The organism is Butyrivibrio proteoclasticus P6B7 (genome assembly GCF_000622085.1).
Lineage (GTDB): Bacteria > Bacillota > Clostridia > Lachnospirales > Lachnospiraceae > Butyrivibrio > Butyrivibrio proteoclasticus_A.
This window is the reverse complement of record NZ_JHWL01000002.1, coordinates 260,727-283,480: the sequence shown is the minus strand read 5'-3', so window position 1 is coordinate 283,480 and position 22,754 is coordinate 260,727. Positions and strand designations below refer to the sequence as shown.

Annotated in this window: 23 protein-coding genes; all 23 read left to right on the top strand. The window is 41.2% G+C overall.

Annotation, left to right across the window (positions count from 1 at the left end):
- The first annotated feature begins 2 nt into the window (after nucleotides 1–2).
- Complete coding sequence (gene flhA, locus T541_RS0102880; protein ID WP_026651271.1) at nucleotides 3–2,060, top strand: flagellar biosynthesis protein FlhA; 2,058 nt, start codon at nucleotides 3–5, stop codon at nucleotides 2,058–2,060.
- A 1-nt stretch (nucleotide 2,061) separates the two neighbouring features.
- The gene (gene flhF / locus T541_RS0102875; protein ID WP_026651270.1) at nucleotides 2,062–3,324 is read left to right on the top strand and encodes a flagellar biosynthesis protein FlhF; all 1,263 of its coding nucleotides are present in this window, start codon (nucleotides 2,062–2,064) and stop codon (nucleotides 3,322–3,324) included.
- 23 nt (nucleotides 3,325–3,347) lie between these two features.
- Nucleotides 3,348–4,280: a MinD/ParA family protein gene (locus T541_RS18630; RefSeq protein WP_051538053.1), complete on the top strand. Its 933-nt coding sequence runs from the start codon at nucleotides 3,348–3,350 to the stop codon at nucleotides 4,278–4,280.
- 28 nt (nucleotides 4,281–4,308) lie between these two features.
- Entirely contained in the window at nucleotides 4,309–5,031 is a 723-nt protein-coding gene (locus T541_RS0102865) for a flagellar brake protein (RefSeq protein WP_026651269.1), read from the top strand.
- A gap of 2 nt (nucleotides 5,032–5,033) precedes the next feature.
- On the top strand, nucleotides 5,034–6,116 hold the full coding sequence (locus tag T541_RS0102860; protein WP_081779829.1) for a protein-glutamate methylesterase/protein-glutamine glutaminase: 1,083 nt from the start codon (nucleotides 5,034–5,036) through the stop codon (nucleotides 6,114–6,116).
- 143 nt (nucleotides 6,117–6,259) lie between these two features.
- Nucleotides 6,260–8,413 carry a chemotaxis protein CheA gene (locus T541_RS0102855; RefSeq protein WP_026651267.1) on the top strand — a complete coding sequence of 718 codons (2,154 nt, stop codon included), beginning with the start codon at nucleotides 6,260–6,262 and terminating at the stop codon, nucleotides 8,411–8,413.
- A gap of 37 nt (nucleotides 8,414–8,450) precedes the next feature.
- Complete coding sequence (locus T541_RS0102850; protein ID WP_026651266.1) at nucleotides 8,451–8,945, top strand: chemotaxis protein CheW; 495 nt, start codon at nucleotides 8,451–8,453, stop codon at nucleotides 8,943–8,945.
- A 15-nt stretch (nucleotides 8,946–8,960) separates the two neighbouring features.
- On the top strand, nucleotides 8,961–9,593 hold the full coding sequence (locus T541_RS0102845) for a chemotaxis protein CheC (RefSeq protein WP_026651265.1): 633 nt from the start codon (nucleotides 8,961–8,963) through the stop codon (nucleotides 9,591–9,593).
- 15 nt (nucleotides 9,594–9,608) lie between these two features.
- The gene (locus T541_RS0102840) at nucleotides 9,609–10,094 is read left to right on the top strand and encodes a chemotaxis protein CheD (protein WP_026651264.1); all 486 of its coding nucleotides are present in this window, start codon (nucleotides 9,609–9,611) and stop codon (nucleotides 10,092–10,094) included.
- Nucleotides 10,091–10,444, top strand: a complete 354-nt coding sequence (locus tag T541_RS0102835) for a hypothetical protein (RefSeq protein ID WP_026651263.1) — start codon at nucleotides 10,091–10,093, stop codon at nucleotides 10,442–10,444. The genes T541_RS0102840 and T541_RS0102835 overlap by 4 nt, the downstream gene beginning before the upstream one ends.
- A gap of 22 nt (nucleotides 10,445–10,466) precedes the next feature.
- Entirely contained in the window at nucleotides 10,467–11,240 is a 774-nt protein-coding gene (locus tag T541_RS0102830; protein ID WP_026651262.1) for a FliA/WhiG family RNA polymerase sigma factor, read from the top strand.
- A 14-nt stretch (nucleotides 11,241–11,254) separates the two neighbouring features.
- Nucleotides 11,255–12,832, top strand: a complete 1,578-nt coding sequence (locus T541_RS0102825; protein WP_026651261.1) for a DUF342 domain-containing protein — start codon at nucleotides 11,255–11,257, stop codon at nucleotides 12,830–12,832.
- Between the two features lie 112 nt (nucleotides 12,833–12,944).
- On the top strand, nucleotides 12,945–13,334 hold the full coding sequence (locus T541_RS0102820; RefSeq protein ID WP_026651260.1) for a hypothetical protein: 390 nt from the start codon (nucleotides 12,945–12,947) through the stop codon (nucleotides 13,332–13,334).
- A 77-nt stretch (nucleotides 13,335–13,411) separates the two neighbouring features.
- Nucleotides 13,412–14,476 carry a DUF6115 domain-containing protein gene (locus tag T541_RS0102815; protein WP_026651259.1) on the top strand — a complete coding sequence of 355 codons (1,065 nt, stop codon included), beginning with the start codon at nucleotides 13,412–13,414 and terminating at the stop codon, nucleotides 14,474–14,476.
- 20 nt (nucleotides 14,477–14,496) lie between these two features.
- The gene (locus T541_RS0102810) at nucleotides 14,497–15,234 is read left to right on the top strand and encodes a hypothetical protein (RefSeq protein WP_026651258.1); all 738 of its coding nucleotides are present in this window, start codon (nucleotides 14,497–14,499) and stop codon (nucleotides 15,232–15,234) included.
- A gap of 245 nt (nucleotides 15,235–15,479) precedes the next feature.
- Complete coding sequence (gene rpsB / locus T541_RS0102805; protein ID WP_026651257.1) at nucleotides 15,480–16,241, top strand: 30S ribosomal protein S2; 762 nt, start codon at nucleotides 15,480–15,482, stop codon at nucleotides 16,239–16,241.
- 90 nt (nucleotides 16,242–16,331) lie between these two features.
- On the top strand, nucleotides 16,332–17,285 hold the full coding sequence (gene tsf / locus T541_RS0102800) for a translation elongation factor Ts (RefSeq protein ID WP_026651256.1): 954 nt from the start codon (nucleotides 16,332–16,334) through the stop codon (nucleotides 17,283–17,285).
- A gap of 187 nt (nucleotides 17,286–17,472) precedes the next feature.
- Nucleotides 17,473–18,234, top strand: coding sequence for a septum site-determining protein MinC (gene minC, locus T541_RS18625; protein WP_155839449.1), 762 nt, complete (start codon nucleotides 17,473–17,475; stop codon nucleotides 18,232–18,234).
- 11 nt (nucleotides 18,235–18,245) lie between these two features.
- On the top strand, nucleotides 18,246–19,025 hold the full coding sequence (minD, locus tag T541_RS0102790; RefSeq protein WP_026651255.1) for a septum site-determining protein MinD: 780 nt from the start codon (nucleotides 18,246–18,248) through the stop codon (nucleotides 19,023–19,025).
- 16 nt (nucleotides 19,026–19,041) lie between these two features.
- On the top strand, nucleotides 19,042–19,323 hold the full coding sequence (gene minE / locus T541_RS0102785) for a cell division topological specificity factor MinE (RefSeq protein ID WP_026651254.1): 282 nt from the start codon (nucleotides 19,042–19,044) through the stop codon (nucleotides 19,321–19,323).
- A 71-nt stretch (nucleotides 19,324–19,394) separates the two neighbouring features.
- A complete protein-coding gene (locus tag T541_RS18620; RefSeq protein WP_034465765.1) occupies nucleotides 19,395–21,806 on the top strand; it encodes an HAD-IC family P-type ATPase in 2,412 nt (803 codons plus the stop codon).
- A gap of 64 nt (nucleotides 21,807–21,870) precedes the next feature.
- Nucleotides 21,871–22,314: a MarR family winged helix-turn-helix transcriptional regulator gene (locus tag T541_RS0102775; protein ID WP_026651253.1), complete on the top strand. Its 444-nt coding sequence runs from the start codon at nucleotides 21,871–21,873 to the stop codon at nucleotides 22,312–22,314.
- Nucleotides 22,315–22,447: 133 nt separating this feature from the next.
- Nucleotides 22,448–22,744 carry a metal-sensing transcriptional repressor gene (locus T541_RS0102770; protein ID WP_026651252.1) on the top strand — a complete coding sequence of 99 codons (297 nt, stop codon included), beginning with the start codon at nucleotides 22,448–22,450 and terminating at the stop codon, nucleotides 22,742–22,744.
- Nucleotides 22,745–22,754: the final 10 nt, after the last annotated feature.

Here is a 22,754-nt window from a genome sequence, read left to right as displayed (position 1 = left end):
TCATGGATAGAAAGAAAATTGTTGAAAGAATTTATGATTACGGTTTAGCTCTTTATATCGTAGCAGCTATCGTAATGCTCATCATTCCTTTGGCAGACTGGATACTGGATATCCTGTTGGCCTTTGATATGTCCCTGTCCTTTGTAATTATGTTCACGGCTATGTTTGCAACGGATGTATTGGAAATGTCATTCTTCCCAACTATTCTGTTGTTCACAACAATATTCAGAATTGCCCTTAACGTATCATCCACAAGACTCATCTTAACTGAGGGCAGTGCAGGTCAGGTTATTACAGTATTTGGTACCTTCGTTGGTGGAGGTGACCTGATCGTAGGTGCAATTGTTTACGTAATCCTTATTATCGTACAGCTCATGGTCATCAACAAAGGTTCTGAGCGTGTTGCTGAAGTATCAGCAAGATTCACACTGGACGCTATGCCTGGTAAGCAGATGGCTATTGATGCGGACCTTAACACCGGTGCCATAACAGATGCTGAAGCTAAGGCAAGACGAGATAAGATTCAGGAAGAGGCAAGCTTCTTTGGAGCCATGGATGGTGCTACCAAGTACGTAAAAGGAGATGCCACAGCGGGTCTTATTATCACAGCAGTTAACCTTTTTGGTGGAATTGCAATGGGTATGCTTAGAAAGGGCATGGATGTTAACACAGCCATTAACACTTATTCAATCCTTACCATGGGTGATGGACTTGTAAGTTCTATTCCTTCCCTGATGATCTCAATGTCAACAGGTATCCTGGTTACCAAAGGATCAAAGGAAGCGGATTTTGGACATATCCTTATTGGACAGCTCTTTGGAATGCCAAAGACCTTGTACCTTGTAGGCGGCGTTGTAGCAGGCCTGGGACTTTTATCACCACTTCCTACAGTTCTTTACTGCGTATTTGGTGCAGGCTTTATCTTCCTTGGAAGAGTTGCAAGCCAGACTATTGAGGAGGTTTCTACAGAAACAGCTGTTGCTACAGAAGAAGAACAGCAGGCAGAGGAGATTAGGCAGCCTGAAAATGTCACGAGCTTATTACAGGTGGATCCTATTGAGCTTGAGTTTGGTTACGGAATCATTCCTCTGGCGGATGTTAACCAGGGCGGCGATCTTCTTGACCGAGTAGTAATGATTAGGCGTCAGGTGGCGTTAGAGCTTGGTACGGTGGTTCCGATTATTCGACTTCGTGATAATATTCAGTTGAATCCTAATCAATATATCATTAAAATTAAAGGTATACAGGTGAGTGATGGCGAAATCTTGTTTGACCATTACATGGCCATGAATCCGGGACATGTTGAGGATGAAATTACCGGTATCCCGACCTTTGAGCCTTCCTTCCATCTGCCAGCTATTTGGATTACAGAAGGACAGAGGGAACGAGCGGAAAGCCTTGGCTATACCGTAGTTGATCCTCCTTCAATTATCGCAACTCACTTAACAGAGATCATAAGAGAGCACATAGCAGAGCTTATGACGAGGCAGGATGTACAGAATCTTATTGATAACCTCAAAGAGAACAATCCAGCCCTTGTTGATGAACTGGTGCCTAAGCTTATGAGTCTTGGCGAAATAGAAAAGGTTTTGCAGAATCTTTTAAGCGAAGGAGTTTCAATACGAGATCTTGTTACTATATTTGAAACTCTGGCGGATTTTGCTCCATCAACTCATGACCCTGATATCCTGACGGAATACGTAAGACAGAGTCTTAAGAGAGCAATTTCCAGTAAGTATTTTGCACAAGGGGAGACCACAAGTGTTGTAACGCTGGATCCTAAGGTTGAGCAGGAGATAATGAGTAGTATCAAGCAGACAGAAACAGGAGCTTACTTAACTCTTGACCCTGCAAGAACCAAATCAATTCTTAATGCTGTAGGAGAGCAGATAAGAAAACTTGAGGATGCTGGACAACAAGCAATTATCATGGCATCACCAATTGTCAGAATGTACTTTAAAAAAATGACCCAGGATTATTACAAAGATCTGATAGTAATTTCCTATAACGAAGTAGAACCTAGCGTTGAATTACAATCTGTGGGGATGGTGACGGCATAATATGATCATTAAAAAGTATGTTGGAAAAACTGAAAGCGAAGCAACTGATGAGGCTAAGAAGGAGCTGGGGGGCAACATCGTAGTGATGAATGTAAGACCCATGAAAAAGACAGGTCTTTTATCCTTCTTCCAGTCTCAAAAGATTGAGGTGACTGTGGCTTTAGAGGAAGAAACCGAAAAGCCCCAGAGGGTTTATACGCCTAAAAAGAGCCTCGATTCTGCCTCCACACCTCTGACAACAGGAGGTCAAAAGGATGTGGTGCCAACTGTGACTCCAAAGCCTTCTTCAAGGCCTAAGGATATCATAGATGAAAGTACCGCCATCGAGGAAAAGCTTGATAATCTAAGTTCTCTTCTTGAAAAGAACATTAAGTTCTCAGAAAAGGATGAGGGCGTTTCTATAGACCACAAGGCTGAGAAGGCTCCGGAAAGAGAAGCTAATCCGCCTTCTAGTGAGATTTCTGAAGACACAATGTCTTTTATCAAGCTTCTATACAATACTCTTATTGAAAATGAAGTAGACGAGATATACGTTAACCAGCTAACTGACGAGGTTGAGAAGATCTCCAAGCCCGGAATGCCATTTGATTTTGCCCTGGCTAATGTATATCAGAAGATGGTCCTTAAATTTGGCAAGTCAGAGCCAATTGAGGAAAATAAAAACGGCTTAAAGGCTGAAATATTCATTGGTCCCACCGGTGTAGGAAAGACTACCACCATAGCAAAGCTTGCATCTGAGCTTTCAGTAACTCAAAAGAAAAAGGTAGCTCTTTTAACCGTTGATACCTATAGAATCGCAGCAGCAGAGCAGCTAAGGACATATGCATCAATTCTGGAGATTCCATTTAGGGTTATCTATTCGGTTGATGAGATGAAGCAGGCTGCTGAGGATTTCAAGGATTACGACTACATCATGGTTGATACAGCGGGACATTCTCTTCACAACGAAGAGCTTAAGCAGGACGTGGAGAGCTTTATAAGAGTCCTGGAGGATGTTGTAGAGTGCGAGAATTTCTTAGTTCTTTCTGCAACAACCAAGTACAGGGATCTTATAGAGATATCCGATGCATATTCTGAGATGGTTGCTTACAAGCTCATCTTTACCAAGATGGATGAGACTGGAGCAAAGGGGAATCTGTACAATATCAGGATGCACACTGGAGCACCTATTGCTTACATCACTAATGGCCAGAACGTTCCAGATGATATCGCTATCTTTGATGCACAGATCATCGTTAAGAATCTTTTGGGTGGAAAGAGCTAAGTATTGTTTAGCAGGGTGTATTTATGGATCAAGCGACACAACTTAGAAATATTATAAAGAACTCAAATAAGCCTCAGAGGCCGCTTGCAAGGATCATTACAGTTACAAGTGGTAAGGGCGGCGTTGGAAAGAGCAATGTGGCTATCAATTTGGCAGTTCAGTTCAGGAAGATGGGGAAAAGAGTTATTATCCTGGATGCTGACTTTGGACTGGCCAATATTGAGATTATGTTTGGTACTGTGCCAAAGCACAATCTCTGCGATCTGATCTATCAGGGCAAGAATATCAAGGATATCATTACCTGGGGACCGGAGGGAGTTGGCTTTATTTCCGGTGGTTCGGGCATTTCTGGCATGTATAATCTAAGCCGTGATTATTTGGTTTATATTATCGTAAATCTTGCCGAATTGGACGCAATTGCTGATATAATAATAATAGATACAGGAGCTGGAATTTCCAGTGCAGTTATGGAATTCTTGGTGGCTTCAGGAGAAGTTCTTTTGGTAACAACTCCAGAGCCTACTTCAATCACAGATTCCTACTCACTTCTCAAGGCTCTTAATCAAACCCCAAGGTTTTCTAGGGATAATACAAAGGTCAAAGTAATATCCAACAGGGTTTCATCTGATGACGAGGGTCAGCAGCTTTTCAATAAGCTCAATGCAGTTGTTGCCAGATATCTTAAACTACCACTTACTTACATGGGAGCAATTCCTCAGGATCAGATGCTTGCTAGAAGTGTGATGCAGCAATCACCTGTATCACTGCAATATCCAAATGCCAAGTCTGTTAAGGCCTTTGAAAACATCGCCAACCAGCTTATGAACAAGGGCGAGGTTACAGAGGTTAAACAAAGAGGCATGGCAGCTTTCTTTTCCCATATTATTACGGGACGAAAGCTTAGTAGTATGAATACTACAGGCGCTATCCAGGTAACTAATGTGCAAAGTCAGTAAAATTCCTTGAAATGGAGACGATTACCATATGCTTGCTGATTATATTTCACCGGGCAATAGAGTGGAACTAAAGGCCACTGGTAAAATATGGATGGATGATGATGCCAGAACAAGACATATTTATATGTCTAAGGTTATGGATGTCACATCCGATGACAGGATCGAAGTACTGATGCCTTTTGAAAAGGGAAAGCTGGTACTGCTTCCTGTGGATGGAGAGTACAGCCTTTGCTTTTACAGCACCAAGGGGCTGTTTCAGTGCTATTCAAGAATTGTAGACAGGTACCGAAGTGACAATATGTACATTCTGGTGCTGGATCTTACAAGTGAGCTTCAAAAGCTTCAAAGGCGTGAGTACTATAGATTCAGCTGTGCTCTGGAGCTTAAGTCCAGGAAGTGCTCCAAGGAAGAGCTGGAAGCCTATGAGATGAACAGGCGATATCTGGTTGATCCTGGTACCTCGCTTCAAAGGAGCGTGGTTGTTGATATAAGCGGAGGTGGTCTAAGGTTTGTTGCTAACTTTAGATACGAAGAGGATAGCATTATATATTGTGCATACAAATTACCGGGAGATGTTAACGATAAAGAGTATGAAATGATATGTAATGTGCTTAAGGTTCAAGAGCTGGAATCAAGGCCAGGACTGTTTGAACACCGTATCCAGTATGTGTATATTGACGAGACTTCTAGAGAAGATATCATCCATTTTATCTTCGAAGAAGAACGAAAAATAAGAAAGAAGCAAACTTAATTATGAAAAAAATTCTGATTATTGATGACTCTGCACTCATGAGAACAGTTTTAAGTGATATTATTAATTCAGATTCAAGATTTCAAGTGGTTGCTAAGGCCAAAGACGGAGTTGAGGGTCTCGATCTTTTAAGTAAAAACACATATGATGCCGTGGTTCTTGATATTAACATGCCAAGAATGGACGGTATAACGATGTTACGAGAGCTACAGAAGAGGAACATCAAGGCTAAGATAATGATGGCCAGCACCGACACAAGAGAAGGTGCCAAGGTCACGATGGATTGTCTTGATCTGGGAGCTCTTGATTTTGTCCACAAACCTGATCGAGCATCCGATTGTAGAGGTGATGGTTTCACCAAACTATTTATTGATACTCTAGCAGCTGTAGCCGACTCAAAGGCTCCAATCGGAGCTATAACCAAGACTAAAGATGAAATCAGAAGCTCAATTAAGGAGTCTCAAAAAGTAGTTGAACTTGTTTCCAAGTCAGCCAGCAAGATTACAGGCAACAGAATAGTTGCAATTGCCAGCTCAACAGGAGGACCAAGAGCTCTTCAATCAGTCATCCCAAAACTTCCTAAAAACTTAAAAACACCAGTTGTTCTTGTGCAGCATATGCCAGAGGGCTTCACAGCATCTCTTGCAGAAAGACTTGACTCACTAAGTGAGATACATGTTAAAGAAGCTGCCGAAGGGGATGTGTTACAGCCTGGAAATGTTTATATTTCCAGAGGGGGAAAGCACATGCACATAGTAAAGAACGGTTCGCGAAACGTTATTCACTATGTGGACGGCCCCACAAGAGAAGGTGTAAGGCCCTGCGCCAACTTCATGTATGAATCCTTAATGGAATGTGATTACGATGAAGTTTGTTGTGTCGTTCTTACGGGAATGGGCGCAGATGGCACTGAGGGAATCAAGAATCTAAAGTCTAAGAAAAAAGTACATGTTATAGGGCAGGAGGAGAGTACCTGTACCGTTTATGGAATGCCCAAAGCTGTTGCAACTGCTGGACTTGTTGATCAGGTAGTAAAGCTTGAGAATGTAGCCCAGGAAATAATCATGAATGTCGGCGTGAATTGAGGGATTTCAAGTTCATTACTTTTTTATTTTTCTTTAATCTCTAGTTTCTTTATTCCTCCATTCAAATGACCGATAATAAATACATGAGTATGCGATTATTCGTATACCATGTGACCAATCATTTTAATGGAGGTAAAATTGTTATGGATGTTTCCCAGTATCTAAGTGTCTTTCTCGATGAAGCGAAGGAGCACCTTCAGTCACTTAATGATAACATCATGGTTCTGGAACAGGATCCTGAGAATGAGGATTGTATCAATGAGATTTTTAGATCTGCCCATTCTATGAAGGGTATGGCTGGTACTATGGGCTATACCAGAATGCAGAATCTTACTCATGATATGGAGGACGTATTCTCAGATGTTCGTGCTGGCAAGATCAAGATCAAATCAGCCGATATTGATGTTCTTTTACAGTGTCTTGATGCTATTCAGGCGTATGTTGATAACATCACTGAGAACCAGGACGAGGGTACTGAAGAGCACCAGGACATTATCAAATCTTTAGCAGATATTAGAAATGGCGGTGGCGGCGGTGATGCAGCGCCTGCAGCGGCAGCTCCAGCTCCAGCAGCTGAGGCAGCACCAGCAGATGCAGCACCTGCTGCAGCAGATGGCCCTGCACCAGGTGCAGACGGCACAACTGATTACAGAGCAATCCGCCTCGATCCATCTGTAAAATCCACTTTAGAAGAAGCAAAAAGCCAGGGTAAGAAGATCTATGGCGTTACAGTACATATTCAGGAATCCTGTATTCTTAAGGCAGCCAGAGGCTTCCTTGTATTCAAGGGCCTTGAAGAGATAGGTGAGATTGCCTGCTCAGAGCCTAATACACAGGATATTGAAGATGAGAAATTTGAATTCTCCTTCAGCCTTATTCTCATAACTGATGAGTCTAAGGAGAAGATTGAGGAGATAGTTAAGGCTGTTTCTGAGGTTGAAGGCTGTGACTGCGGCGAATTCGATCCAAGCGGAGCAAAGGCTCCTGAGGAAGATGCAGCAGGCGGCGAGGCAGCTCCTGCAGCAGCTCCAGCTCCAGCAGCTGAGGCTCCAAAGGCAGCTCCTGCAGAAGCTCCTGCAGCAAATGCACCAGCACCTGCTAAGTCAGGCGATGGCGGAGCAGGCGGCAAGAAGCCAGTTGGTAAGCCTGTTGTTAACAGAACAGTCCGTGTAGATATTGAAAAGCTCGATGTTCTGATGAACCTGGTATCAGAGCTTATCATTGCTAAGAACTCACTCATTTCAGCAGCTAACACTTCTGGTGTAAGCAACGTAAATGAGCAGATTGAATATCTTGAGAGCGTAACTACCAACCTTCATGAGTCTGTCATGAAAGTTCGAATGGTTCCTATTGAGAGCGTACTTCAGAAATTCCCACGTATGATCCGTGACCTGAATAAGACTCTTAATAAGAAGATGGAACTTACAATGACTGGTGAAGATACTGAAATGGACCGTACCGTTGTTGATGAGATCGGTGATCCTTTGATGCACCTTATCAGAAACAGTGCTGACCACGGTATCGAATCTGCAGCGCTTCGTGCAGAGAGAGGTAAACCAGAAGTTGGACAGATTTTCCTTCACGCTTTCCAGGATGGTAACTCAGTTGTTATCGAGGTTGGTGATGATGGTAACGGTATCGATGCTGAGGCCGTTAAGAACAAAGCTATTGAAAAGGGCGTTGTTTCTCCAGAGCAGGCAGCTCTTTTAACAGAAAAACAGTGTGTAGAGTTGTTGTTCCATCCAGGATTCTCAACAGCTAAGCAGGTTTCAGAAATCTCTGGTAGAGGGGTAGGCCTTGACGTTGTTAAGTCAAAGGTTGAATCCCTTTCCGGTGAGGTTACTGTTAAGACTAAGCTTGGCGAAGGATCCACATGGGTAATCAGACTTCCTCTTACACTTGCTATTATCCAGGCTCTGATGGTTATCATCGGACAGGAAAAATATGCTATTCCTCTAGATTCAATTCAGAGTATTGAGGATGTACCACCTGCAGATATTAAATTCGTTGAGAATAAAGAGGTCATCAACCTTCGTGGTTCAGTTCTTCCTCTTATCAGACTTAACGAGGTTCTTGATACAGAATCTACAAAGGCTCCTGATGAGGACATGGTTGTTGTTATTGCAAGAAAGGGCGATCAGCTTGCAGGTCTTGTAATCGACGAACTCATGGGTCAGCAGGAAATCGTTATCAAGCCACTTGGCAAGTACACTAACAAGTGTAAGCTCATAAGCGGAGCTACAATCCTTGGTGACGGTGAGATAGCACTTATCCTTGATACAAATTCAATTTTCTGATGCTTTCGTTGAACTTTTGAGAAAGGAAGAAAAAATTATGAATGAACTTAGAGAAGGCGCTGATGTAGGAGAACTTATTCAGTACATAGTTATTAAAATTGATGATGAGCAGTATGGAATCAACATCAAGTACATCGACAATATCGTTAGGATGCAGCAGATTACAAGAGTTCCTAAGGTAGATGACTATCTTAAAGGCGTTATCAATATCCGAGGCGAGATCGTTCCTGTTATGAGCGTAAGAATGAAGATGGGACTTGCAGAGGATGAGATCACTAACAAGTCAAGAATCATTATTCTCAAAACTGAAGCTGGCGATCTTGTGGGAATTATCGTTGACCAGGTTAACCAGGTTCTTACTCTTGATGCTAATAACGTTGAAAAGATGCGCTATGACGACAAGAAGGACAAAGCAAATGCAACTTTTGTAAATGGCGTTGGCCATTACGAAGGCGGTCTTGTATCAATTCTTGATCTTGAAGCCGTAGTTTCTGAGAAAGAGGTTAAGGAAAAAGCTGCAAATGCTGGTTAATTTGGAGGATTAAATATGGGCGAAATGAGTTTGGACAACCTTTCCAGCCAGTATTTTGATGTGTTAAAAGAGCTAGGAAATATCGGTGCAGGTAATGCGACCACAGCTCTTGCACAGATGATTGGAAAGAAAGTAGATATGTCAGTTCCGCAGGTTAGACTTTTGGACTTTAAGGACATTGGCGACCTGATGGGCGGTGCTGAACAGATTATGGCTGGTATTTATCTTGCTGTTGAAGGCGATATTGATGGAAGTATCATGTTCCTTCTTAGTAAAACTGCAGCAAGACATCTTGTAGATAACTTAATGGGTGGCGAACATAAGCCTGATGATCAGGAATTTGATGAAGTAGAGCTTTCTGCACTTAAGGAAGTTGGAAACATCATTACCGGATCATATCTTAATTCTCTATCAATGATGACGAATCTTAAGCTTGTTCCATCAATTCCATTTGTGGCAATTGATATGGCGGGCGCAATCCTCAGTGTTCCAGCTATTCAGTTCGGAATGATGGGTGATAAGATCCTTCTTATTGAGACACAGTTTTTTGATGAGCTTAAACTGAGCGGATACTTTATCTTACTTCCAGATATGGATGGATACACCAAGATTCTTTCATCTCTTGGAATGGGTGATGTTAGTGTTTAAACGAAGGGGTCACGTATGAGTCAAATAATTAAGGTTGGTATGGCCGATCTGAATATTTGTGTGAGCCCCGATGGAATAACAACCTTGGGACTAGGGTCCTGTGTAGGAATTGCAGTTAGAGACCCGGTTACTAAGATAGGCGGCTTGGCACATATTATGTTGCCAGATTCCACTGAGATTAAGAATAATACGAATATTCCGAAGTTTGCTGATACTGGAATTGAAGAGCTTATCAAGCAGATTGTTGCTAAAGGCGCTTCCAGGCAAAGGCTTGTTGCCAAAATAGCCGGTGGTGCCCAGATGTTCGCATTCCAGTCCAGTAATACAACTATGCGAGTTGGAGACCGCAATGTTCAGGCTACGTTAAAGAAGCTCAAAGAGATGAATATTCCTGTGCTTGCTCAGGATACTGGTGATTCATATGGTAGAACGGTCATTTTTTACCCTGAAAATGGTAACTTTGTAATCAGAGCTGTAGGAAAGCCTGAGAAGATTATATGAATACCGATTTTGAAGAGTATAGAAAGTTTAATACTAAACTGATCACACCACTGATAGCGCTTTCCGGGACTGCGATAATTGCGCTGTTCACTTACTTTAAGCGTTATCCAGTGGGGGATTGGTTTGTTATTGTATTTTTGTCAGTAGTTATTTTTATAGTAATAGGGTTCATAGTTGAGAAAATGATCACAAGATTTGTTGAGATTAACTATGAAAAGATAGTTGCCGAAAGGCTTGAACAGGAAAGGCTTGAGGAAGAAGCCAGAGCGGCAATGGAAGCTGAAGCTGAGAGCGGCACTGAATCTGATGTGGACTTTTCCATAGATCAGGAACTGCCACCTGAACTGTAAAAAACTATTTGGGGTTAACTAGATGGACGAATCTGCTAGAATGAAATTATGGGAAGAATACAATAAGACAAAGGGGCAGGAAGTTAGAGAAAAGCTTATTCTCGAGTATGCACCTTTAGTTAAGCTTGTGGCTGGAAGATTGTCTATGTATCTTGGTTTTAACGTAGAATACGACGATCTTGTTGGCTATGGTATTTTTGGTCTTATTGATGCCATTGATAAGTTTGATCTGATGAAGGATGTTAAGTTCGAAACTTATGCAAGCCTTCGTATTCGTGGCGCTATTCTTGACCAGATCCGCAAAATGGACTGGATTCCCCGTACTATTAGACAAAGACAAAAGAAAATTGAAACAGCAATTAGAGAAATTGAAAAAGAGTCAGGACACGTTGCAACTGATGCTGAGATAGCTGCCAAGATGGATATTACAGAGGATGAATATCAGAGCTGGCAGAGTCAGATGAAGGTTACCGGCGTGGTTTCTCTTAATGAGTTCATGGATCAGGGTTCTGATATCCCTGAAGATGCCAATAATAGAAGCTCAGGATTTACTAAGCCAGAGGAAGCAATAGAAAAAGAAGAGCTAAAGAAGATGCTTGCAGAATCTTTGGAAAAGCTCACAGATAAAGAAAAGAAAGTAATTCTTTTGTATTATTACGAAGAACTTACACTTAAAGAAATCAGTGAAGTATTAGAGGTCTCTGAATCAAGAGTTTCACAATTACATACTAAAGCCCTTCAGAAAATGAGAGAGAGACTGGGTGATTATTTAGGTATACTTACCAAAACAAGATAAAAAGAGGTTTACCGATGAATGGTTACTTTCAGCTGGTTATAACAGAACAGGGTACTGGAATTAAAGTATATCCACCGACAGATGATGGAACTCCCCTTAACGTTAACGATGTAAGGGATTATTTGGATGACCATAAAATAGAATATGATGTCGTTGTGATAAATGATGCTGTGACTAATGCTGCGGATGATGTTGTGATTTTTACAAGCGCTAAAATCCTGCAAGAAAGAGAAGCTTGTAAATTTGACGTATCCAAAGATCGTATGACAGTCACAGCCTTTTTTTATCCTCCTTCTGAAGGTGCGGAACTCATGGATGAAAAAGAAGTCTATGATTCACTGGCCTACAGAAAGATTACCTACGGCGTAAACAAAGAGAATATTCATAGCTTTTTTGAACATAGACAGTATTGTACTGAAATAGTTGTAGCTGCAGGTGATCCTGTCAAAGAAGGTACAGATGCCAAGGTAGAGCTTCACTTTAACTCTAATCTAAGGGCTAAGCCTACTCTTAGAGAAGATGGAAGCGTTGACTACTTCAATCTTAATCTCATCAATAATGTGGAACAGGGGCAGCTCCTTGCTACCCTCCATCCAGAGGTTCCTGGAGAGCCTGGAACAAATGTATATGGCGAGACTATTAAGCCTCACGGGGTAAAGCCTGCTCAGATTAAATATGGCAAGAATACCACTCTGTCTGAGGATAAACTTACATTAACTGCAGCCACAGCGGGCCATGTTACGGTAAAAGAGGGCAAAATAACTGTTTCTGACGTTCTTACTCTTGAAAATGTAGACGTATCAACAGGAAATATCGATTATGAAGGCAGCGTCGTTGTAAAGGGCGTCATTGCCACTAATTTTAGTGTTAAAGCCGGCGGAAATATTGTTGTAAAAGGAATTGTTGAAGGTGCAAGCCTTGACGCAGGAGCAGATGTAATCCTTGAATGCGGAGCTAAAGCTGGTGGAAATATTTCAGCAGGCGGAAATGTTGTATCCAAATTCATTGAAAATGCCAACGTTTCTGCAAAGGGAAGTATTTCTTCTGAATGTATCCTTCATTCTACAGTTATTTCCGGCACAGAGATCAATGTAACAGGTAAAAGAGGTTTCATAGCAGGCGGAAAGGTTATAGCTGCGGACCTTATAAAGGCCAAGATCCTTGGATCAGAGATGGGAGCAAATACTGTTATCGAAGTAGGTGCAGACCCAACTGTTAAGCTGCGTCTTAAAGAGCTGCAAAAAGAAATGACGGCTGCTCAGAAGAATATTGAAGGAATTAAGCCTACAATTGAGGGCTTTACCAAGATGCTTAAGGCAGGAGCAAAATTCACTCCTGACCAGGTTGCAAATGCCAAAAAGCTTATCGATCTTAATAAGAGTCTGACAGAATCCATCGAAAAGGATTCTGAAGAGTATTCCGAGCTTATGGAAAAGCTCGCTGAACAGAAGGAAGCTGAAGTTGTGGTTGAAGGAACAGCTTATCCTGGAACCACTGTAAACATCGGCGAATTGTCAATGATTGTCAAGAAACCAGTACAGTATAGCCGATTTGTTGTAAAAGAAGGAGATGTGAGACTAGCGCCTATTTAACGAAAAAACCCATAAAAGTTTTCAAAAGTCCATAGCCACGCTTGTTGTAGTATGTTATACTATCCATGAGTACACATGCTTTTGTTTTTGTACTTATAAGGAGGAGCAGCCTATGTCAATAAATCGAATCGACTTTGGCGTAATTGCTGCTACCAGTGAGGTTTCTACGATTAAAGCCGGTGAGGAAGCCCGTCCTTTAATGGACCAGCAGAATTTCCAGGCACAATTTAAAGAAGAAATCGGAAATCAGCGTAATTCTGTTAATCAGAAGGATGATGTAGGTCAGGGGGAGCTACATTCAGATGCTGAGGAAAAGGGTAGCAACCAGTATATGGGCGATGGCGGCAGGAATAGAAGAGGTTCTCAGAACAAAGAGAACGATCCTATTCGTGAGAGACAGCTATCAGTAGATCAAATGGAGAAAATTGCAGGAAACGTCTTAGACAGAAATGGAAAGCCTGTTGATCTGCATTTATCCAAGGGGTTTGATCTAAAAATTTAAATTTATTATTTTTGTATTATAATAAATTTGTGTGCATTATTGTGCATACGTGATTATTATGGGGTTTGGGCGGAGATATGATTAGTATCACAGAAATTATTCTAATTGTTGCAGGCTTTGCAGCAATCATAATTGGTTACCTTATTCCTGCCGGTAAGGAGATGGACGAGGAGGACAAGCTCATTGTTGAAAGGCAGATCCGGGAGCTTGTGCGCAAAGAGGTGGAGGATCAAAAGGTAACTATCGAAAACATGGTAGATGATACCGTGGATAATTCCCTTGATAGAACTGAGCGCGCCATGGAGCGCATTTCTAACGAAAAAATGTCTGCTATCGGTGAATATTCTGATACTGTCATCAATGATATTCACAAAAATCACGACGAAGTAATGTTCATGTACGATATGCTTAATGATAAGCATAAGAATCTAACCAGCGTAGTCTCTGAAGTTACCAAAAAAGCTGATGAGGCCAAGCAGGTTGTTCGTGATGCAGAAGTTACTGCAAAGGAAGCTCAGGAGGCAGCAACTACTCTTAAAGCATCTGCAGAATCTTTAGAAGCTGAAGAAATCCCAGTTCGTCCTAAACAGGATCATGTAAGAGCGATTCTTTTAGACGAAGAGAAGGATCAGCTTTCTGGAATCAGAATCCCATATAAAGAGAAAATATCAGAAAACTCCCAGGCTAAGAATCTTGAAGAGAAAATGGCCAAAGAGTCCACCGGAAACTTTAGTGCCCTCAGAGATCAAATCAAAGAGAACATTGAAAGTGGTTATGTAGATGAGAAGAACCTTAAGGATTATCACGAGCTTGGTGATGACTTTGCCAAGAAGATAGATCCGGAGGAAGCTTCTAATCTTCATGTAATAGGCAACACTAAAGAGGATGAGGATGCACCTAAGCCTATTTCTAATAAGGTTGTTCCTATTACAGAGTCTATCCGTTCTGAAGGAAGAACCAGGAATCCTGATGCTAATATGAAGGAGCTCACAGCTAACGATCCTATTTCTCAGAACAGACAGATTATAGAAATGCATAAGGCTGGTAAATCCAACATGGTAATTGCTAGAGAACTTGGACTTGGAATTGGAGAGGTTAAGCTTGTAATAGATCTATCCAATAAACATAGAAAAGTAAAATAATATAGAAGGAAAGTTTTGATATGAAGCTTAAGTATTACCTTCGGGGAATGGGTATCGGAATCATACTGACGGCACTTGTTATGGGCTTTGCTCTTGGCGGCAGAAAAAGCTCTTTAAGTGATGCGGAAGTAATAGAAAGAGCTAAAGCTCTTGGAATGGTGGAAGGAACACAGGGAGTTCTTTCTGATTATTCAGGTGAGGAGATAAGTAACGATGAGACAACGGCTGCATTTACATCCGATTCGTCATTGGATGAAGCAGGAAAAGAAGTATCTAAAGAAGTCGACCAGGAAGTCGCTTTATCAGATAAACCTGTTCAGGAAGTGGCTGGCGAAAAGAAAGAAAGAGAAGATACGACAACAGAAGATGCAAACGCTGCTTCAAAAGCTACCACTACCAGCGAAGAAGTAGCTGATAATTCTACTGCAAACACTTCTAAAGATACTGCAGATGCAAATGAATCTACAGCCCAGTCAAATTCAGCATCAGATTCTAAAACTGCCACAACAGCTGATAATTCATCAGCACAAAATACAGCTTCTTATACAACATCTAAGACAATCACAGTCACCATTCCTGGTGGCCTTGGTTCTGACGCTGTAGCACAGCTTCTTTATAATGAAGGAGTTGTTGATAGTGCATACAGCTTCAACAGATACCTTATTGACAGACGCAAGGATAGAGTAATCCGCTCTGGAACTAAGGTTATTCCTGCAGGATCCTCCTATGAGGACATCGCAAATATCATTTGCCAGTAAAACAGTAAAAAAATAGTTGAATTATGCATTTGGTTATGCTACTATTAAAAAGCTGTGGACTTATGGGATATTTATGCCCTGATGAAGCAGACTGCAATAGCAGTAACAAATAAACACGTGTATCCACGTCTTGAACCGGTGTCAGAGTGTTTCTGATCAGTTCAGGTGCTTCCTGTCTGGAAGACGCGCCAGGCAGATTACGAAGAAAAGGATATACGGAAGATTAACCAAATGGAGGTAATATCATGAGCGTTGTATCAATGAAGCAGTTACTTGAGGCAGGTGTACACTTTGGACACCAGACAAGAAGATGGAACCCTAAAATGGCTCCTTACATCTTCACAGAGAGAAACGGAATCCACATCATCGACCTTCAGAAGTCAGTTGTAAAGGTTGACGAGGCTTACAAGGCAGTTTTCGAGATTGCACAGCAGGGTGGAACAATCCTTTTCGTAGGTACTAAGAAGCAGGCACAGGACGCTGTTAAGACAGAGGCTGAGCGTTGCGGAATGTACTATGTTAACGAGAGATGGCTTGGAGGTATGCTTACAAACTTCAAGACAATCCAGTCAAGAATCAACAGAATGAAGACCATCGAGAAGATGCAGGAAGATGGAACATTTGATGTTCTTCCTAAGAAGGAAGTTGCTCAGCTCAAGAAGGAGCTTGCTAAGCTTCAGGCTAACCTTGGTGGAATCAGAGATATGAAGAGAATCCCTGACGCTATCTTCGTAGTAGATCCTAAGAAGGAAAGAATCTGCATCCAGGAAGCTGAGTCTCTTGGAATCACACTTATCGGTATCGGTGATACAAACTGTGACCCAGAAGAGCTTGACTTCATTATCCCTGGTAACGATGATGCTATCAGAGCAGTAAAGCTTATCGTTGGTAAGATGGCTGACGCTGTTATCGAGGCTAATCAGGGTGCTGAGGCAGACGTTGCTGCAGATTTCGCTGCAGAGGACGCTGAGGCTTCAGATATCGAAGAAGTAGCAGACGCTGAGTAATCATATTATTATATAAGAATTTTTGTAGCCAATCGTTCATATTTTAATGTAAATGATTGGCTACTTATTTAAAAAACGGAGGATAAAAACATGGCTATCACAGCAGCAATGGTTAAAGAATTACGTGAGTCAACTGGCGCAGGAATGATGGAGTGCAAGAAGGCTCTTACAGAAACTAACGGAGATATGGACGCAGCAGTTGAGTACCTTAGAAAGAACGGTATCATGAAGGCTGAGAAGAAGGCTTCAAGAATCGCAGCTGAGGGTCTTACAAGAGTTGCAGTTAAGGACGACAAGACAGCCGCTGTTGTAGAAGTTAACTCAGAGACAGACTTCGTTGCTCAGAACGAGAAGTTCCAGGCATTCGTTGAGGCTGTTGCTACTCAGGCAGTAAATTCTGATTCTGCAGATCTTGATTCTTTCATGGCTGAGAAGTGGAACCTTGATGAGTCTAAGACTGTTAACGATGCACTTGTTGAGATCACAGCAGTTATCTCAGAGAAGCTTTCAATCAGACGTTTCGAGAAGGTTGTAGCTTCTAACGGTATCGTTGTTCCTTACATCCACGGTAATGGTAGAATTTCTGTTATCGTTGAGGCTGAGACAGATGTTGTTAACGATGACATTAAGGATGCTGTAAAGAATGTTGCTATGCAGGTTGCAGCTCTTAATCCTAAGTTCGTTTCTTCTGAGGATATCTCAGAGGAGTACAGAAACCACGAGAAGGAGATCCTTCTTGCTCAGGCTATGAAGGAGAACGAGGAGCTTCCAGAGGGTAAGAGAAAGCCTCAGGAGATCATCGAGAAGATGCTTATCGGACGTCTTAACAAGGAGTTCAAGGAGATCTGCCTTAACGAGCAGGTTTACGTAAGAGCTGAGGATGGTAAGCAGTCAGTTAGCCAGTATCTTGCACAGGTTGGTAAGGCTAACAACGCTAACCTTAAGATCAAGAGATTTGTTCGTTTCGAGACAGGTGAAGGTATCGAGAAGAAGAACGAGAACTTCGCTGAGGAAGTTGCTAAGCAGGCAGCTGGTCTTAACTAATAGTTAGACTTATATAAAGATTTTTATAGGCACTCGGCATTGTCATTATGCCGAGTGTTTTTTTGTTTGAAATATGACATTACTAAGAATTTGATTTTCGTTATTATGCAAATTTGAGGTTCAAATTTTGAGGCAAATGTCATATACTATTAAGGTACGATTTTTAAAAAAGGTTGGGTGAGTATAATTGAAACAATTAGTGACAATAAAGGGGACTAAATCAGGCATAATCTTGGTCTTGGATCCTAACGCCCCATTTGTCATGCTTTTGGATGAAATGGCTCTTAGATTCAAGGAGGCATCATCTTTTCTTGGTAAGAACAAGATGGGCTTAATGGTTAGAGGAAGAGCTCTTACGGAGGATGAAGAAAGTAAAATCGTAGATGTAATTTCTAAGAATTCTGATCTTACTATCGTCTGTATTTTGCAAGAAGATTCACCATTAGAGGAACGATTTATCAAATCATTAAATAATGATGACGAGCCTGTTAGCGCACCAGCCCCTGTAGAATCTCCACAGGTAGAGAGCGATGCTTATATTGAAGAGGATAGCAATGATGCTGTTATCTATAGCGGCAATTTGCGTTCCGGTCAGGATATTTCCTGCAAGAAAAGTGTCGTAGTACTTGGAGATGTTAAGCCTGGCGCTAATGTAACATCCTATGGCAATATTTTTATTCTTGGGGAGCTAAGAGGAAATGCCTTTGCCGGAGCAAATGGTGACAGAGATGCTATTGTAATGGCCCTTGATCTTAATCCATTACAGGTTAGAATTGCTGATGCAATTGCAATTTCTCCAGATGCCGACAATGGTCCTAAGCTTAGAATAAAAAGAAAAAAAGCGCGAAGCAGCGCTGAGAATGAACCAGAAGTAGCTTATATTGAAAACGGTCATATCGTTAAAACTCTTTATGGTTCACCATTTTTAAGACAATTCTATAAGATTTAACGGAGGATAGTATGGGAGAAGTAATAGTAATAACATCTGGTAAGGGTGGTGTTGGTAAGACTACAACAACAGCCAACCTGGGAACAGGCCTTGCCAAGCTTAATAAGAAAGTAGTTCTTATCGATACAGATATAGGACTTAGAAACCTTGACGTCGTAATGGGTCTCGAGAACAGAATCGTTTACAACCTTGTAGACGTAATCGAAGGCAATTGCAAGCTTAAGCAGGCGCTTATCAGAGACAAGAAATATGAGAATCTGTTTCTTTTACCAGCTGCTCAGACAAAGGATAAGACAAGTGTAACTCCTGAGCAGATGAAGAAGCTTGCTGATGAACTCAAGGCTGAATATGATTATGTAATCCTTGATTGCCCAGCAGGTATCGAACAGGGATTTAAGAATGCCATCGCAGGCGCTGACAGAGCTCTTGTTGTAACTACACCAGAGGTTTCTGCAGTACGTGATGCAGATAGAATTATCGGTCTTTTAGAGGCCAACGAGATCAAGAAGCCACAGCTTATTGTTAACAGACTTCGCGCAGACATGGTAAAGAGAGGGGACATGATGTCTGCTGATGACGTTGTTGATATTCTTGCTGTAGAGCTTATCGGTCAGGTTCCTGATGATGAGAGCATCGTTGTTGCTACAAACAATGGTGAGCCACTTGTAGGTGACAATTCTCTTGCAGGTCAGGCATATATGAATATTTGTCGCAGAGTTGTAGGAGAGCAGGTGCCATTTTTAGATCTGGACTCTAAAAAAGGACTTTTCTCATGGTTTAAGAAAAAGTAATTAGGGGGAATGCGACATGAAGCTATCAGATATTTTCAAAAAGAAATCTTCAAGTGATGTTGCAAAGGATCGACTTAAATTTGTTCTTGTTACTGATAGAGCTACATGCTCTCCAGAAATCATGCAGAGAATCCGCAGCGATATTATTGAGGTTTTATCTAAATATGCAGAGATTGACATGGATGGAATAGATATCAATTTCACTCAGATGGATTCAGAGGATAACGACGGAAGAACACTTCCAGCTCTTTATGCTAATATTCCAATCAAGAATATGAATCATTCTGCAAAAGAATAAAAATAAAAAAGCCTCGGATTCAAGCTCCGGGGCTTTTATTTGCTACGAACATGTGGCCAATGAGGTTTTATATGGATATACATTATAATTATGGATTGACTACCCAACAGGCTCAGCTTCAGATCGAAAAGGGCCTTGGGAATTATCAGATAGATAACACTGCTAAGACAAACAAGGATATCGTTAAAGAGAATGTTTTTACATACTTTAACCTTATCTTTTTAATAATGGCGATTCTTCTTATTATTTCCGGAGCTTTTAATTCACTTACTTTTTTACCGGTTATTATTTGTAACTCCCTTATCGGTATTTTCCAGGAGTTAAAGGCTAAAAAGATTCTGGATAAACTCACTGTCATCAATCAGTCCACAGCTACAGTTATAAGAGATGGAATGGAGAGAAGCATTCCTCTTAATCAGCTGGTGCTTGGCGACTTCATAATTCTTACTCCAGGCTGCCAGATTCCTGCAGATGCAGTTCTTTATGATGGAGAAGTGTCTGTAAACGAAGCGCTTCTTACCGGAGAAGCAGACGAAATTGTCAAAAAGCCATCTGATAACCTTATGTCTGGAAGCTTTGTTGTATCAGGAAGGTGCGTTGCACAGCTAACAAGAGTTGGAGCAGAATCCTATATTTCAAAGCTTATGCTTAAAGCTAAGAAGATGAATACTAAGGAGCAGTCCGAGATGGTTAAATCCATCGACAGGATTGTTAAATTTGCTGGTCTTGTTATCATTCCTATTGGTATAGCTCTTTTTGTACAGAGCGTGTATATTCAGGGTAATTCCTTCTCTGAAAGTGTGCCATCAATGGTGGCAGCCCTTATTGGTATGATCCCAGAGGGTCTGTACCTTCTTGTAAGCATAACACTTGGCCTTAGTACTATTAGACTTGCCAAAAATCAGGTCATGCTTCACGACATGCGTAGTATTGAGACTCTTGCTAGAGTTGATACAATCTGCGTTGATAAGACCGGTACTATCACAGATAACAGCATGCTTGTGGCTGATGCTGTACTTCCTTACGAAGATCCAGCTCCACAGGAAAGACTTATGTATCTTAACAAGCTGGTTGCTGAGTATATCGGATGTGTGCCTGATGATAATATTACAATGCATGCCCTTGAAGATTTCTTTACCATGTATTCTTCAAGAAGCTGTATTTCATTCCACCCATTTTCATCTAAGTTTAAATATAGCAGTGTACAGTTCGATGATGCTACTTATGTAATGGGTGCTCCTGAGTTCGTGCTCCAGTCAGAGTTTGATACTTATAAGGACATTATTAACGGATATGCATCCAAGGGACTTCGTGTTCTTTGCTTTGCACAGTATTTTGGAGGAGCAGATGGTACGGCTATTTCATCTGAGCCTTCACCTTCACTTCCTGTACCAAATGGCGTTCTCACCGGGGCTAAAACATTGCCTCTTTTATTCATTCTTTTACAGAACCCTATTAGAAAGGATGCCAAGGAGACCTTTGCTTACTTCGAAAAGCAGGGAGTAAATGTTAAGGTAATATCCGGAGATAACCCTGTAACAGTTTCAGAGGTTGCTAAGACAGCTGGAATCAAGAATACAGAGATGTTTATTGATGTAAGCACTCTGGATGAGGAAGCTCTTAAGGATGCTGCCCTTAGTTATACTGTTTTTGGAAGAGTTTCTCCTGAACAGAAGCAGATTATCATTAGAACTCTTAAAGCTGCCGGACATACAGTTGCCATGACAGGCGATGGTGTCAACGATATTCTTGCTATGAAGGATGCCGACTGTTCTGTAGCAATGGCTGCCGGTTCAGATGCAGCAGTTCAGGCTGCCCAGGTAGTTCTTTTAGACAGCGAATTCTCTCATATGCCGGAGATTGTGGCAGAGGGTAGAAGGAATATCAATAATATTGAGCGTTCTGCGACGCTGTTCCTTGTTAAGAATATCTTTTCACTGTTACTTGCCATATTCTCAATTATTAACGTGCTTGCATATCCATTGCAGCCATCTCAGATCACTATGGTCAGCATGTTTAATATAGGAATCCCTGGATTCTTCCTGGCTATGGAACCTAACAATAAGAGAATAGAAGGTCATTTCCTTATTAAGGTACTTTTAAAGGCAATGCCTGCGGCACTTACAGATTTCTTTGCCATAGCAGCTTTGGTTGTATTTGGAAATACCTTTGGAGTAGCTGCAGATGATGTGTCTGTTGCATCAACATTCCTCCTTGCAATTGTAGGATTCATCATTCTTGGTAGCATAAGTGCTCCTCTTAACAAGTACAGAGTAAGGGTTCTTATCGGATGTGTGCTTGGAATGGTAGTAGCAGCTATATTCTTTAATGACCTGTTTTCAATATCCTATGTATCAGTCGAGTGCATCATGCTATTTGCACTTTTTGCCATAGCAACAGAGCCATTTACGAGATATCTGACAATGTTCTTTACCTTTATTGAGGGATTATTTGAAAAGAAATCTCATAAAAATGATATCTAAACAGCCATCTAAACGATATTGTGATATAATTAAATAGCATAAAATTTAATTTCAGGAGTTCAAAATGGGAAACAACGATGATAAATACGAAAGACTAAAGCTTGGAAATCAGTTATGCTTTCCTCTTTATGCCTGTTCCAAAGAGATTATCAGAAAATATAAGCCATATCTTGACTGTATTGATCTTACTTACACTCAGTATCTGGCAATGATGGTCTTGTGGGAAGAAAAGACTGTGAACGTTAAATGCCTTGGAGAGAGGCTGTTCCTTGATTCAGGAACACTTACTCCAGTTCTTAAAAAACTCGAGTCCAAGAAGTATATCACCAGGGAAAGATCCAGTGAGGATGAGCGTAATCTGGTGGTTACTATCACTGAAAAGGGTGAAGAGCTTAGAGAAAAGGCTGTGAACATTCCATCGGAGATTGGTTCATGTATCAAATTAGAGCCAAAAGAAGCACAGATCCTTTATGAACTTTTATATAAGATTATTGGAAATGTAAGATAAACTTTATTGATTTTTTCTTTCAATAGAAATATAATAAATTTCGGTCTAGATGTGCGTTTTGTAAGGCATGATGGGTTTTTGCGATGCAAAAAGTCAAAAAATTAACAAACGCACATTGTTTTTTGGAGGTTTTATGAGTTCTCACACCCATAAACATCATCATGATCCTGAGGAGATGAAGGCTATTGTCAACAGACTATCCAAGGCTATCGGACACCTTGAGTCTGTCAAAAGAATGGTCGAGGATGACAAGGATTGTACTGAAGTTCTAATCCAGTTGGCGGCCGTAAGGAGCGCTATCAATAACACTGGTAAAGCTATTCTCAAACAGCACATCAGTCATTGCATTGTTCATGCAGTTCAGGATGGAGATGAAGAGGCAATTCAAGAGTTGAATGAAGCCATAGACAAATTTATGAAAAACTCATGACAGTGTCATG